Origin of the sequence: Anaerostipes sp. 992a (assembly GCF_001940245.1) — a bacterium.
GTDB lineage: Bacteria > Bacillota > Clostridia > Lachnospirales > Lachnospiraceae > Fimousia.
Window position 1 is genome coordinate 82,775 of record NZ_MJIG01000001.1, and the last position, 14,251, is coordinate 97,025.

The 14,251-nt window shown below is 40.3% G+C and carries 14 protein-coding genes; 11 read left to right on the forward strand and 3 right to left on the reverse strand.

The features are described from left to right. Window positions 1-32 precede the first annotated feature (32 nt). The gene (locus tag BHF69_RS00450; protein ID WP_075669123.1) at window positions 33-476 is read left to right on the forward strand and encodes a MarR family winged helix-turn-helix transcriptional regulator; all 444 of its coding nucleotides are present in this window, start codon (window positions 33-35) and stop codon (window positions 474-476) included. Beyond that, entirely contained in the window at window positions 476-1,840 is a 1,365-nt protein-coding gene (locus BHF69_RS00455) for an MATE family efflux transporter (RefSeq protein WP_075669124.1), read from the forward strand. The genes BHF69_RS00450 and BHF69_RS00455 overlap by 1 nt, the downstream gene beginning before the upstream one ends. Before the next feature lie 134 nt (window positions 1,841-1,974). On the opposite strand, the gene BHF69_RS13860 is transcribed toward BHF69_RS00455, so the two are convergent. Beyond that, window positions 1,975-2,391, reverse strand: coding sequence for a hypothetical protein (locus BHF69_RS13860; RefSeq protein WP_143249442.1), 417 nt, complete (start codon window positions 2,389-2,391; stop codon window positions 1,975-1,977). A 174-nt stretch (window positions 2,392-2,565) separates the two neighbouring features. Beyond that, window positions 2,566-3,474: a glycyl-radical enzyme activating protein gene (locus BHF69_RS00465; RefSeq protein WP_075669126.1), complete on the reverse strand. Its 909-nt coding sequence runs from the start codon at window positions 3,472-3,474 to the stop codon at window positions 2,566-2,568. A 205-nt stretch (window positions 3,475-3,679) separates the two neighbouring features. Between BHF69_RS00465 and BHF69_RS00470 the strand changes: the two genes are divergently transcribed. Continuing rightward, window positions 3,680-6,085, forward strand: a complete 2,406-nt coding sequence (locus tag BHF69_RS00470; protein ID WP_075669127.1) for a glycyl radical protein — start codon at window positions 3,680-3,682, stop codon at window positions 6,083-6,085. A gap of 74 nt (window positions 6,086-6,159) precedes the next feature. On the opposite strand, the gene BHF69_RS00475 is transcribed toward BHF69_RS00470, so the two are convergent. Next, on the reverse strand, window positions 6,160-6,735 hold the full coding sequence (locus BHF69_RS00475; RefSeq protein WP_075669128.1) for a 50S ribosomal protein L25: 576 nt from the start codon (window positions 6,733-6,735) through the stop codon (window positions 6,160-6,162). A 629-nt stretch (window positions 6,736-7,364) separates the two neighbouring features. On the opposite strand from BHF69_RS00475, the gene BHF69_RS00480 reads away from it, so the two are divergent. The 8 genes from BHF69_RS00480 (at window position 7,365) to BHF69_RS00515 (ending at window position 14,212) form a co-directional block, all read left to right on the forward strand. Continuing rightward, window positions 7,365-7,802 (forward strand): hypothetical protein, encoded by a 438-nt coding sequence (locus BHF69_RS00480; protein WP_075669129.1) that lies wholly within the window; start codon window positions 7,365-7,367, stop codon window positions 7,800-7,802. Between the two features lie 179 nt (window positions 7,803-7,981). Beyond that, the gene (locus BHF69_RS00485; RefSeq protein WP_075669130.1) at window positions 7,982-8,614 is read left to right on the forward strand and encodes a superoxide dismutase; all 633 of its coding nucleotides are present in this window, start codon (window positions 7,982-7,984) and stop codon (window positions 8,612-8,614) included. Window positions 8,615-8,637: 23 nt separating this feature from the next. After that, window positions 8,638-9,282: a CpXC domain-containing protein gene (locus tag BHF69_RS00490; RefSeq protein WP_075669131.1), complete on the forward strand. Its 645-nt coding sequence runs from the start codon at window positions 8,638-8,640 to the stop codon at window positions 9,280-9,282. A gap of 37 nt (window positions 9,283-9,319) precedes the next feature. Next, window positions 9,320-10,450, forward strand: coding sequence for a DUF362 domain-containing protein (locus tag BHF69_RS00495; RefSeq protein ID WP_075669132.1), 1,131 nt, complete (start codon window positions 9,320-9,322; stop codon window positions 10,448-10,450). A 111-nt stretch (window positions 10,451-10,561) separates the two neighbouring features. Then, window positions 10,562-11,314 carry a nickel pincer cofactor biosynthesis protein LarB gene (gene larB / locus BHF69_RS00500; protein WP_075669133.1) on the forward strand — a complete coding sequence of 251 codons (753 nt, stop codon included), beginning with the start codon at window positions 10,562-10,564 and terminating at the stop codon, window positions 11,312-11,314. After that, complete coding sequence (gene larC / locus BHF69_RS00505; RefSeq protein ID WP_075669134.1) at window positions 11,307-12,554, forward strand: nickel pincer cofactor biosynthesis protein LarC; 1,248 nt, start codon at window positions 11,307-11,309, stop codon at window positions 12,552-12,554. Before larB ends, larC begins: the two co-directional genes overlap by 8 nt. Further along, the gene (larE, locus tag BHF69_RS00510) at window positions 12,551-13,384 is read left to right on the forward strand and encodes an ATP-dependent sacrificial sulfur transferase LarE (RefSeq protein ID WP_075669135.1); all 834 of its coding nucleotides are present in this window, start codon (window positions 12,551-12,553) and stop codon (window positions 13,382-13,384) included. Before larC ends, larE begins: the two co-directional genes overlap by 4 nt. 27 nt (window positions 13,385-13,411) lie before the next feature. After that, window positions 13,412-14,212 carry a hypothetical protein gene (locus tag BHF69_RS00515; RefSeq protein WP_075669136.1) on the forward strand — a complete coding sequence of 267 codons (801 nt, stop codon included), beginning with the start codon at window positions 13,412-13,414 and terminating at the stop codon, window positions 14,210-14,212. The last annotated feature ends 39 nt before the right edge of the window (window positions 14,213-14,251 follow it).

Sequence of the window (14,251 nt, forward strand, 5' to 3'; positions counted from 1 at the left end):
GTTTTTATAAAAACTTTTAAAGGAGGAAGAGGATGAATATAACAGATTTTCTGGTTAGTATCCGGAGGATCAATAAGATGCATGAAAGTATGCTGAAAGAAATCTGTGAAGAATATGAGCTTTCTTTGCTTGAAGCTAATATTATCAGTTTTCTTCACAATCATCCATCTAAGGACACGGCCAGGGATATTGTGGAGCTTCGTATGCTTTCGAAGGGAAATGTATCCAGAGCAGTGGAGGTATTGATTCAAAAGAGGCTGTTGGAGCGTGAGCCGGACCAGCAGGACAGACGGAAGATGCATTTGTCCTTGTTGCCGGCTTCCAGAGGTATTACAGATGCTATTGATGATAAGCAGAATGTATTTTTTAAAGAATTATTTTCTGGATTTTCCGAACAGGAAAAGCAGCAGCTATGGAAGTTTAATGAACGGATTTTGAAAAATGCGGATGACATTATGAGAAGGAGAGATATATAATGCAGGAAGAAAAAGATTTTTTGGGGAAGGAGCCCATTGGCAAATTATTATTCCGATTGGCACTTCCTACGTTAGCAGCTCAGCTCATTAATATGCTGTATAACATTGTAGACCGTATTTATATTGGTCATATTCCAGGAGAAGGAGCTTTGGCACTGACTGGAGTTGGTGTCTGTATGCCGATTATTCTGATTGTAACGGCATTTGCAGCTCTCGTTGGGAACGGTGGAGCACCAAGATCTTCTATCTATATGGGAAAAGGAGATTATGAATCTGCCGAAAAGACACTGGGTAACTGCTTTACCCTGCAGATTTTGATTTCAGCGATTCTGACGGTTATCTTACTGATATGGAATCGAAGCTTTCTGATGGCGTTTGGAGCCAGTGAAAATACCATTGGGTATGCAGTAAAGTATATGAATATTTATGCGGTGGGAACAATTTTTGTACAGTTGACACTGGGGATGAACGCATTTATTACTGCACAGGGATTTGCTAAGATCGGGATGTTATCGGTTCTGATCGGGGCGGTAACGAATATCGTATTAGATCCCATCCTGATTTTTGGGTGCCATTTGGGAGTAAGAGGAGCAGCATTGGCTACGATTCTTTCTCAGGCAGTATCCTGTATCTGGGTGCTGGCCTTTTTATTCGGGAAGAAAACAACATTGAGAATACGAAGATGTAATTTGAAACTGCAAAAAAGCATTATCCTGCCATGTTTGGCACTAGGATCAGCATTGTTTATTATGCAGGCCAGCGAAAGTGTGATTTCCATCTGCTTTAATTCTTCTTTATTGAAATATGGAGGAGACATTGCAGTAGGGGCGATGACCATCTTAACCAGCGTTATGCAGTTTGCCATGCTTCCATTGCAGGGATTTGGACAGGGAGCGCAGCCGATCATCAGCTATAATTATGGAGCGGGCAATCTGGAACGTGTAAGGAAGACGTTCTGGCTGTTGTTAAAGATCAGCCTTGGATATGCTATTTTACTCTGGCTGCTGGTCATGATCTTCCCTCAGATATTTGCAGCATTATTTACTGCAGATAAGGCATTGCTTCTCTTTACCAAAGATGCATTGCGTATGTATATGGCATGTATGTTTTTATTTGGTCTTCAGATTGCATGTCAGTTAACCTTTACATCGCTAGGAAAGGCAGCTGCATCTATTTCTGTTGCGATTATGAGAAAATTTGTACTGTTGATACCGATTATTTATATTATGCCACAGATATGGAAAAGCAATCAGACGATGGCTGTCTATATGGCAGAGCCCATTGCAGATTTCTTTGCAGTAACCTTTACTACTATTTTATTTACGATTGTATATCAAAAGGCTTTGATAAAGCAAGGGAAATAGAGCATATGCACATAAATACGGGTTTTGTGGACTAAATGAAGAAGAAAATTTCTCCTCCTGCGCCTAGGATGCCAGAACGTAAGAACAACCAAAGCTGTCTGGATTTACCCCGAGCCAAACCCTAATCCGCTCCGCTAGTCGGGCTTGGCATGGCACAAGACGAACTGCCTTCCTTTTTTCCATAACAGTTGGAAAGGTAAGTAAACTTCCCTACCAACTGTCCTATGGAAAACAGTCATCTTCGATGCCTGAAGCAGTTCTGGTGATAGAATCCAGCCAACAGGTTGTTCTAACATTCCGCATATGTCGCTTTCGGAGAAGTTTTCTTCTTTTCCATGTTCCGTTTCTCCATATGAATATAGGAGAAGCCAATACACTACAAAGAACGAAACCATTCCGGTAAAGCAATCTGTGGAGGAGCTTACATGTTTTCTCAGGCAGAAAATCTTTGGCAAAAGCGATGCTTTTGGTCGTCCATAAGGACAAATGGCTGGAAGCTTGCTTACATAGCCATTTGTCCCTGGACGAGGGATAAGATTTTCGTCTGTCATGGTGTAGAACAAGAGAAAACATGTATCAGATTTGGAAGCTCCGTAGCCTGATTGCTGACCGGAATGATTTCGTTCTCACTCACTATCCCATAGTCAAAGAAACCCGCAGTTATCCTACTTTAATGTAAATAAACATCCTTAATAGAATGAACAAAGTCTTATAAGCAGGTCTTTTTAAAAAAAAGTATCAATGCCATGATTTAAAAAGACCTGCTGGAATTCTTTCAAATCTTCTTCGTGAAGTGCAGGGACATCCGCATATGCGTAAGTCTTATGAAGCATATCATATTTTTTTTCACCAAACTGATGGAATGGAAGTAATTGGATTCTGTTGGCCCCTACTTCTTTTAGACGTCTTACAAAGCCTTCGGCATCTGCAGGAGAGTGATTATAATCTGGAATCACGGGGAGTCTTGGAAGTACGTCTTTTCCGTCAGCGATGGCCTGCTTAAGATTTTCTAGAATCTGTGTATTGGATACCCCAGTACCTTCTTTGTGTTTTTTTTCATCCCAATGTTTCATATCAAAAAGTAAGAGATCCAGATATGGGAGAACTGATTGAAAGACTTCTGGGGAAGCAAATCCGGTGGTCTCCATGGCAGTATGAATTCCATGCTCCTTTAAGGTTCTTAACAGAGCGGTGGAAAATTGGGGCTGCATCAGAGCCTCTCCGCCAGAAAGCGTAACACCCCCGCCACTTTCTTCATAGAAATCCTTATCTTGTAGACATATTTTGAGGATTTCATCTACAGTTTTAGATTCTCCTTCTGCGTTTAAGGCATCTTCAGGGCAATGAGCAATGCAGGTATGACATCCTTGACATTGGGCATTCTGAATTCGAATATTGCCATCAACATTGGTAATTGCACCTGATGGACAGCCAGAGACACAAGTATTGCAGCCCACACAGGCCTCTCTGTCCCAGAGGATTTGAAGCTTTGGATATTGGCTTTCCGGGTTAGCACACCATCTGCATTTTAAAGGGCATCCTTTTAAAAAAACAACAGTTCGGATTCCAGGTCCGTCGTTTAAACTGAATTTCTGTATATTAAAGATCATTCCGGATTCAGAAGATATGTTCATAATCGTGTATTCCTTTCTGTTTGCGATAATTCCTCTATATTTATTTTATTATTTTAGCATATAAAGATTCATATGTAAATGAAAATAATTATGAATGAAAGTAAATGGGATTATTCTAAAAAAATATTGACAAAATATTATGGATAATTTATGATTAAGTTACAAACAAAATGAAATTAACTTACGAACAAAAAGGAGGATATAGATGAGCAGCTATTTTGGAGATTTAACACCGAGAATGAAGCATTTCCGTGAAGAATTATTGAATGCAAAGCCACAGGTATGTGTGGAAAGAGCGATGATCACTACACAGACTTATAAAGAAAATCAGGATCAGCCTCTTGCGATTAAGAGAGCCTTGATGTTAAAGAACATTCTGGAGCAGATGACGATATTTATTGAACCGGAAACCATGATTGCAGGAAATCAGGCGTCCAGCAACCGTAGTGCACCGATTTTCCCAGAATATGCCATGAAATGGGTCATTGATGAGTTGGATGAATTTGAACATCGAGATGGCGATGTCTTTTATATTACCGAAGAGAATAAACAGAAGCTCCGTGATATTGCTCCATTCTGGGAACACAATACGCTGCTTGACAGAGGGCTGGCAGCATTTCCTCCTCATTCTAAATTATATTATGATCTGGGGATTATTAAGTCTGAAGGAAACATTACTTCTGGAGATGCACATTGTGCTGTTGATTACGGTAAGATGATGCAGGTTGGATTAAAGGATTATGAGAGAAGAGCTCAGGAAAAATTGGATGCATTGGATCTGACGGATTATAAGAATATTCAAAAAAGCTACTTCTATAGAGGAATCCTGATCGTGGTAGAAGCAGTCAAAGCATTTGCACAACGTTACGCTCAGCTTGCTGCGCAGATGGCAGATAAAGAAGAGGATGCGAAGAGAAAAGCAGAGCTCCTGGAGATGAGTCGTATTCTTACAAAAGTTCCTTATGAGCCTGCAGAAAGCTTTCGGGAAGCAGTACAGAGCTTATGGTTGGTACATCTGATCCTTCAGATCGAATCCAATGGACACAGCTTATCCTATGGACGTATGGATCAGTATTTGAATCCGTATTATGAGGCAGATTTAGAGGCAGGTAAGATTATAGAAGAGGATGCATGTGAGCTGATGTGCAACCTGTGGTTAAAGACCTATACGATTAATAAGATTCGTTCCTGGAGTCATACACAGTTTTCTGCTGGATCACCATTATATCAGAATGTAACGGTAGCAGGTCAGACACCAGATGGAAAAGATGCTACGAATCAGATGTCCTGGCTGATTTTAAAGAGTGTTGCAAAATGTCATCTGACACAGCCGAATTTAACGGTCCGTTATCACCATGGACTGACCGATGCATTTATGAAAGAATGTGTAGAAGTAGTTAGATGTGGATTCGGTATGCCGGCATTTAACGATGATGAGGTGATTATTCCAAGCTTTATTGAAAAGGGTGTAAAGCCGGAAGATGCCTATAATTACAGTGCAATTGGATGTGTAGAGACAGCAGTTCCTGGTAAATGGGGATATCGTTGTACCGGAATGAGCTTCTTAAACTTCCCTAAGGCATTGCTGATTGCCATGAATGACGGTGTTGAGCCAACCTCAGGGACCAAACTATGTGAAGGAATTGGCCATTTTAAAGATTTTACAAGCTTTGATCAGGTATTGGAATGTTGGGATAAAGTAATTCGAGAGATGTGTCGTCAGTGTATGATCATTGATGCAACTTGTGATATGGTTTTGGAACAGGATACAGCGGATATCCTTTGCTCTGCTCTGACCGATGATTGTATTGAGAGAGGTCTTAATATGAAGGAAGGTGGAGCTGTCTATGACTTTATCAGTGATCTTCAGGTAGGAATTGCCAACCTGGCAGACAGTCTGGCAGCAATGAAGAAGGTTGTATTTGAGGACAAGAAGGTAACTCCAGAAGAGCTTTGGGATGCCCTGCAGTCTGATTTTGCAGGAGAAAAGAATGAGAAGATTCGTAAGCTGCTGCAAGAAGCACCAAAATATGGAAATGATGATGATTACGTAGATCAGCTGGTAGTAGATGCCTACAATGTATATATTGATGAAATGAAGAAGTATCATAATACACGCTATGGAAGAGGACCGATTGGAGGTGTATATTATGCAGGAACTTCTTCTATCTCTGCTAACGTACCACAGGGTGCAGGAACTTTAGCTACTCCAGATGGAAGAAAAGCAGGAGAACCGCTGGCAGAAGGATGTTCACCAAGCCATGCAGCTGATAAAAATGGTCCGACTGCAGTATTTAAGAGTGTATCCAAGCTTCCAACAAAGGAAATCACAGGTGGAGTTTTGTTGAATCAGAAGGTGACACCACAGATGCTTGCTAAAGAAGAGAATAGACAGAAGCTGATCATGCTTCTACGTACATTCTTTAACCGTTTACACGGATATCATGTACAGTTTAATGTAGTTAGCAAGGAAACACTTCTGGATGCCCAGAAACATCCGGAAAATCACAGAGATTTGATTGTTCGTGTGGCGGGATATAGTGCATTTTTCAATGTTCTTTCTAAAAAAACACAGGATGATATTATCGAACGTACAGAACAGACCCTATAATTTCTTTTTACTATATATTATATAAAAAAGGTGGGTGGCAGAAATTTTCTGTCACCCACCTTTTTGTTTCTTCCTTATTCTTCTTCGGCTTCTTCATCCTCTGCAACATTGCTGGATGGTTCTGCGATATGGCAGATCAGAGCATCGAAAGAGGTAGAAATTGTAATTTTGTCATTTTTTGCCATTGGAAGATCTTTGACATGAATGCTGTCTCCAATGTTATATTTAGATAAGTCAATTTCAATGGTTTCTACCAGATCAGCAGGATATGCCTTATAGTCGACTTCTTCTAATTCCTGTTCCACAATTCCGGGAACAGTTTCTTCATTCAGAAGTACGATTTGTGTTGTTGCGTGAACTTTTTCGTCAGCAACCAGGTTCTGAAAATCCATAAATGTAATTTCTTTTTTCATAGCATCATAGCCCATATCCTTGAATAAGGCATCAATTTTTTCATCGCCGATTTCAAGGGTAATATGAGAACCTTTTTTATTTTGCTTCATGAATTTTGCAGCTTCTTTCTCTTCGATCTTCAGTGGAATAGAGTCTTTTATATCTCTTCCAACTAAGTTTCCAACAATAAAGCCTTCCTTTCGTAATTTTTTGGCTTTCACGCTCATTTCTCTTTTTTCTGCTTTTAATGTGTTCATTATCAATTCCTCCTTAAAGAAAATTAAGAAAAGTAATTTCCTATTCTATAAAAAAAGCTTCCAAAACACGAAGTGTAGTGGAAGCTCTTGCTAACATTAGTATGGGTTTCTATGCACTTAATTCTCAATAATTATATATAATACTATTTTTTTTGATTGTCAAGTACCGAATAAAAATTTGACAGAGAATAGAAACATATGGTATCGTCAAAAACATTATAAGAAGATAAGAAAACTAATAAATTTATTCCATAATTGGAAATAAATGGTTGCAATATAGAGCAAAATGTGGTATGTTATAAAAGATGAAACAACCATTTTGCAAATATATCTAGGTACATATCTACGCAAGAGTGGTTTCTAAGTTCTATTGCAGTTGGGCATATATGGCTGCTGCAGGTCAAGAGTTATTTCAATTTATAATGATTCAAAGAAAAAAAGTAAAAAGATTCATCGAGTGATCAACGGTGAATCTTTCCATGTATTTGTAAAAGAGGTATTTCATCTCTCTGGGTACCATGGAAGCAGCATGGGATATGAGAAAAAATTCAAAGAACAATCAGCACGTGCAAAAACATTTGAATTTATAACGTTTTATAACAGTTCAATAATTTTTTAGGAGTGAAAGTATGAAAAAAGCAGTTAATTTTTTATTGATGTTCTTATTGATTTTTATGACACAGGTGGATGCTTCTGCTATGAGTTTTCAGGATTCATGGAAGGAATACAACAAAGAGATTACCACGGTGACCGCAAAATATACAGATAAGCACTTGATCAATATTCATTGGGACGAGGTGGAAGGAGCCGTTGGCTACCAGCTTCAGATCAGTCGTGAGTGGAATTTTAAGACACATACAGACTTTAATTTGGGTGACCAGTGCATGGTGGGCGCAAATCGCCAGAATACGAAGGAGTATATTAATTTTAATGAGACGAAGGTGTATTATGTTCGTGTCAGAATCAAGAGAGCAGATAATAGCTATGGACCTTGGAGCATGACTACTATTGCACGACCAATGAATGGGAATGCGGTAAGCTATGAGCTTACCGGCTCCGGTGTATAATCATGGTTATTTAATGAATTTAAAGATCGGAAAAAAGAAATATTTTGGGATAAAGTGAAGGGATTGTTTTAAAACGATCCCTTTTTCTGTTATAATGATAGAAAAGAGATTTGGGTTACCCAATTTTTCATGCACATGTTGGGAGAATCATCATAGGATAGCAAAAAGGGAAAAATCAATTGAATGATCATTATCCATTTGTGAATACACCTTTGCCCTATCCGTATGATGCGTTGGAACCATATATTGATCAAAAGACGATGAAGCTTCACCATGACAGGCATCTTCAGACCTATGTGGATCAGTTGAATGCTGTTTTAAAGGATTATCCTCAGTTGCATCAGTGGACATTACATCAGCTGCTTACCAATATAGATTATTTACCAGCCGAGATTCAAATTCCGGTGAGAAATAATGCAGGAGGTGTTTATAGTCATCGGCTTTATTTTTGTGGAATGAAGAAGGCATCCATTCGGAGCATGAATGGGAATCTGGAAAGGGCAATGGACTATGCTTATGGAGGCATCCATAAGTTTCAGGAAGCGATGAAGGAGGCAGGATTATCTGTTTTTGGATCAGGATATGCATGGCTGGTGGTGAATCGATCCGGACAGCTTACGATTATGACGACGCCGAATCAGGATACACCTCTTTCTGTGGGATTATGCCCGATTATGAATGTTGATGTATGGGAGCATGCTTATTATCTGAAAAATTATAATAAGAGAGCAGAGTATATCGATCATTGGTTATCCGTGATCAATTGGGAGGAAGCGGAGAAAAATTATCAACGGTGTTTTGAAGAAGAATAAAAAGAAAATAAAAGGAGGAGATTATGTCAAGAGTACATATGGAGAACATTACCTGTATTGCCTGCGGGAAGGAATCACCCTATCGATATTGGGACATGATAGATCCGATGATGAACCAGGAAACAAAAGATAAAGTGTTAAGCGGAGAGCTTTTTACCTTTACCTGCAAGCATTGTGGTGCCAAAAGGAGAGTGACCTATGATACCATTTATCAGGAGGTGGCAAAGGGAAGAACCTTTCATCTGGTAACATCGGAGGAGAGCTATATGCAGGCGGTGAATATCTATGCAGACCGGGATTCTCACAGCAGTCCTGTGTTGGCCCATGAAATTGTCAGAATTGTTTTATCGCAAAATCAGTTGGCAGAGAAGATTCGAATCTTCGATGAAGGACTGGATGACAGGATCGTGGAAATCATTAAGGCTTATTTCTTAAGTCAGTTGTATGAGCAGGAGCAGGATATCCAGGTGGATGAGGTGCTATTCTTTGTGGGTGATCAGAATCAATATGAGATTGCCTTTTTATCACAGGATGGAAATCACAGAAGTATTTCTTTTTCCAGAGAGATGTATGATGGAATCAAAAAGGATATTGGAGGCAAGCTGCCGCCAATCCATCAGGAATTAGAAGTAGATCTTGAAATTGCCATGGAATATTTGAAAGACTAAAAATTTTGGAAGAAAGAAATTGAACAGGAGGAACGTTATGGAAAAGTCAAAAGTGTATTTTACAAATTTTCGCACCATTGCATTTGGCGACGGGCTGCCAACCAAATTAAAGAAGATGGTGAAAAAAGCTGGAATTGGTGACATCGATATGGACGGGAAATTTGTAGCCATTAAGATGCATTTCGGAGAATTGGGAAATATCAGCTATCTTCGTCCTAACTATGCCAGAGCTATTGTAGATCTGGTAAAGGAGCTGGGCGGAAAACCGTTTTTAACAGATTGTAATACCATGTATCCGGGAAGTAGAAAGAATGCATTGGAACATCTGGAGTGTGCATGGCAGAATGGGTTTACACCACTTACAGTAGGGTGTCCGGTTCTCATTGGTGATGGATTAAAGGGAACCGATGATATTGCAGTACCGGTAGAAGGTGGAGAATACGTAAAAGAGGCAAAAATCGGACGTGCAGTCATGGATGCGGATGTTTTTATCAGCTTGACTCATTTCAAAGGTCATGAGATGACAGGCTTTGGTGGAACTATCAAGAATATTGGAATGGGTTGTGGTTCCCGTGCAGGTAAGACGGAGCAGCATAGCAGCGGAAAGCCGCATATCATTAAAAAGCTGTGTCGTGGCTGTATGAGATGTCAAAAGGAATGTGCCAACGGCGGACTGGTTTTTGACGGAGAAAGAAAAAAGATGACGGTAAACCAGGAATCTTGCGTTGGATGTGGCAGATGTCTTGGCGCATGCAATTTTGATGCCATTGCGTTTGACAATGATAATGCCAATGAAGTATTGAATTGCAAGATGGCAGAATACACCAAAGCAGTTGTGGATGGAAGACCGAACTTCCACATTTCACTGATCGTGGATGTATCTCCTAATTGTGACTGTCACGGCGAAAATGATGCGCCAATCCTGCCAAATCTTGGTATGCTGGCGTCTTTTGATCCTCTGGCATTGGATCAGGCATGTGTAGACTTATGTATGGCAGCAGAACCACTTCCACATAGCCAGCTGCATGAAAATATGCATAAAGAAGGATTTGTGGATCATCATGATCATTTTACCAATTCATCCCCAGAATCTGAATGGAAGAGCTGTCTTGCGCATGCGGAGAAGATTGGATTGGGAAACAGAGAATATGAATTGATTCAAGTATAGATAGATGTAAGGAAAGAATATTTCTGCTTTTTAGAGTTAAGTAAGAAACTGACATTTTGAATCCGAAAGGTATTTTGTTAAGATTAAGACGGAAAGGAAGAGACAACTTTTATGGATACGAAAGAAATTTTACTGCAAGTAAAAAATGGAAAGATGTCAATTGAAGAAGCAGAACATCATTTCCGCAAAGCACCATTTGAAGAATTGGGGTATGCAAAGCTGGATACCCACAGGGAAATCCGCTCTGGTTTTGCAGAGGTTATCTTCTGCAGTGGAAAAAGCGATGAACACTTATTACATATTGTAGGAAGACTATATGAACAGGACGGAGAAGTATTCGGAACGAGAGCTTCTAAGGAACAATATGAGCTGGTCAGAAAGGTATATCCAGAGGTTACTTATGATCCGCTGTCCCGTATTTTGAAAATTGAGAAGGAAGGCAAAAAACGAGTTGGAAAAATCGTTGTATGCAGTGCGGGAACAGCAGATATACCAGTTGCAGAAGAGGCAGCTCAGACAGCGGAATACTTTGGTACCAATGTAGAAAGAGTCTACGATGTGGGTGTCAGTGGAATCCATCGCCTTTTGTCCCAATTAGACACCATTCAAAGCGCCAACTGTGTTGTAGCGGTAGCAGGAATGGAGGGCGCGTTGGCCAGTGTAGTAGGAGGACTGGTGGACAAGCCGGTAATCGCAGTGCCAACTTCTATTGGATATGGAGCAAGTTTTCATGGGGTTTCGGCTTTACTTACCATGATCAATTCCTGTGCAAATGGAATTGCGGTAGTGAATATTGATAATGGATATGGAGCAGGTTATATGGCAACACAGATTAATCGATTGGGGGTAGGACATTATGAGTAAGACATTATATCTGGAATGTAATTCAGGAATCAGTGGAGATATGTTTGTAGCAGCGATGCTGGATTTGGGTGTGGATCAGCAGAAGCTTCTGGATGCGCTTGCATCTATTCCAGTGGATGGATTTGAGATTCAGATCAGCAGAGTGAAAAAAAGTGGACTAGATGCCTGTGATTTTTCTGTGTTGTTAGACAAAGAACATGAAAATCATGACCATGATATGCAATACCTGCATGGAGATGGTCATTTGGAACACCATCATCATCATTCCCATGCACACAGAGGTCTTCCAGAGATTACACACATGATTGCCCATACCAAAATTTCAGAAAGAGCAAAGGAAATGGCTGATCGGATTTTTGATATTTTGGCGGAAGCAGAGGCAAAGGCACATGGAATGCCGAAGGATCAAGTGCATTTTCATGAAGTAGGAGCCATTGATTCCATTGTGGATACCATTGCGGCAGCGGTTTGTCTGGATCTGTTGGATGTGGAAGAAGTTATTATTCCACAATTATCAGAAGGACAAGGATTTATCCGCTGTCAGCATGGGATGATTCCGGTACCAGTGCCGGCAACAGCCAATATTGTACAGGCACATGGCCTGGTGCTTCATCCACTTGGAATCGAAGGGGAATTTGTAACACCTACAGGAGCAGCTATTTCAGCGGCCATTATGACCAGCAAACAGCTTCCAGCCTCTTATACGGTAGATAAGATTGGAATCGGAGCTGGCAAAAGAAGCTACGAACGGCCGAGTATACTGCGTGCCATGCTGATCTGTCCGGCACAGATGGAAAATGACAGGATTTTTAAGCTGGAGACCAATGTGGATGATTGCAGCGGAGAGGCACTTGGCTATGTAATGGAACGGTTGTTTGAAGCAGGAGCAAGAGATGTGCATTATACACCTGTTTATATGAAGAAGAATCGTCCGGCGGTCCAGCTGAATGTAATCTGCGATCAGGAAAAGGTTTCAGAACTGGAAGAAATTATTTTTGCGGAAACTACTACAATTGGAATTCGAAAAATAGAGATAGAAAGAACGGTCTTACAAAGAGATATTGTTTCATTTCAAAGTACACTGGGGGAGGCGGCAATAAAGCTGTGTCATCTTCATACGGGTGTACGCGCTTATCCAGAATATAACAGCGTTATTGCATTGTGCAGAAAAAATGGAAAATCTTATCAGGATGTATATCATCAGGTATTGACAGAGTGGGAAGCGGGAATGAACAAATGAAATACGAAGAAAAAAAGAAAAAACTGATACAGAGACTTCAGGAACTGACCAAAGAGGATACGGCTATTGCATTTTCAGGAGGGGTGGACAGCAGCCTTCTTCTGATTCAGGCATGCAAAGAGGCAAAGAAGAATGGAACGGTAGTCTATGCAGTTACAATGGATACGGAACTGCATCCGAAAGCAGATGAAGAAATCGCAAAAAAGGTTGCAGGAGAAACCGATGCCGTTCACACAGTAATTCACATGGATGAACTCAAGGATGCAGATATTCGAAAGAATCCAGTGGATCGATGTTATCGGTGCAAACGGTTTTTATTTCAGAATCTGTTATCTTATGCCAGAGAAAAAGGAGCAGCCAAGGTCATGGAAGGAAGTAATCTGGATGATCTTGGGAAATATCGCCCGGGACTTCGTGCGGTAAAGGAGCTTGGGGTATATAGTCCACTGGCAGAATGTGAATTTACCAAGAATGATGTACGCAGGATGGCTGCAGAATATGGTATTCGTGTAGCAAATCGTCCATCCACTCCTTGTCTTGCCACCAGGTTCCCGTATGGAACCAGACTTTCTATAGAAGAGATGAGGAAAGTAGAACAAGCAGAAGAGATTCTCAAGGCAGAAGGATTTTATAATGTCCGTTTTCGGGTACATGGTACTCTTGGAAGAATCGAAGTAGATGAAAAGGACATGGATCAGATTCTAAGCCGAAAAGATATTGTGGTTCCCAAATTAAAAAAATTGGGTTATGATTATATTACCGTTGATCTGGAAGGATTTCGATCAGGAAGCATGGATATAGGATTAGGGCCTTCCGGCGATGGGCAATAAGGATAAGAGATAAGAAAGGAACAGGATATGAGAAAACGACTGTTTGCCGTGTTTTTGGTTATTTTTGGCCTTTGTATCATGGGAACCGGATGTGGAAATAACGAGAAAGAAGCTACGACGGAGACAACTGCAGCGACAGAGGAAAAAACAAAAAAAGAAGAAAATGTCAAAACAGCAACGCTTTTCATTGGAAAAAAAGGAGATTATGGACGTTACTATTATAACTATAAAGGAACGCTAACTCCACGAAAACTGATGAAAGGGATTGAAAAGACGACAGGCTGGAATCTGACCCTGAATAAAAGGGTAACAAAAAGGGCAGATGGATATATTATTTGTTTTTCCAAGAAATCTGTTTTGTACACAGGGCAGAAGAACGAAGAAAGTGACGAATTTTATATTCCATATAAAGAATATTTTTATCAGTCTGTCTTAGATAGTATCCGTCAGACCATTCGCTATAATCTGAAGAAGGATGGAGAGACAATGAATATCTATTATTGGGGAAAGGAAGATACGCCATTGAACATTTCAGAGCTGCATCTTACGATCCCAATGAACCAGCCATATAAAGGATTGGGAGATTTTAAGAGTACGCAGGTTAAGAAGACGGATACCTCTGTGATCTATGATGTGGAAGGCGTTTTTCTGGGCATGAAAGATGAAGAAACGGTAAGAATGAAGGTGCGAGGAGAAGAGCAGAGTTACCGTGTGACGTATCCAAAACTTTTGCCAATTTTTAAAGCTGGGAACAGTGGCCAGACTATGAAGATTCAGATTACAGAAGATATGGCAACAGGAGAAAAACTGGTTACGAAAATTTATTAGTTTGATGGTATCGGGAGTCCATCCTATGAGCAGAATCAC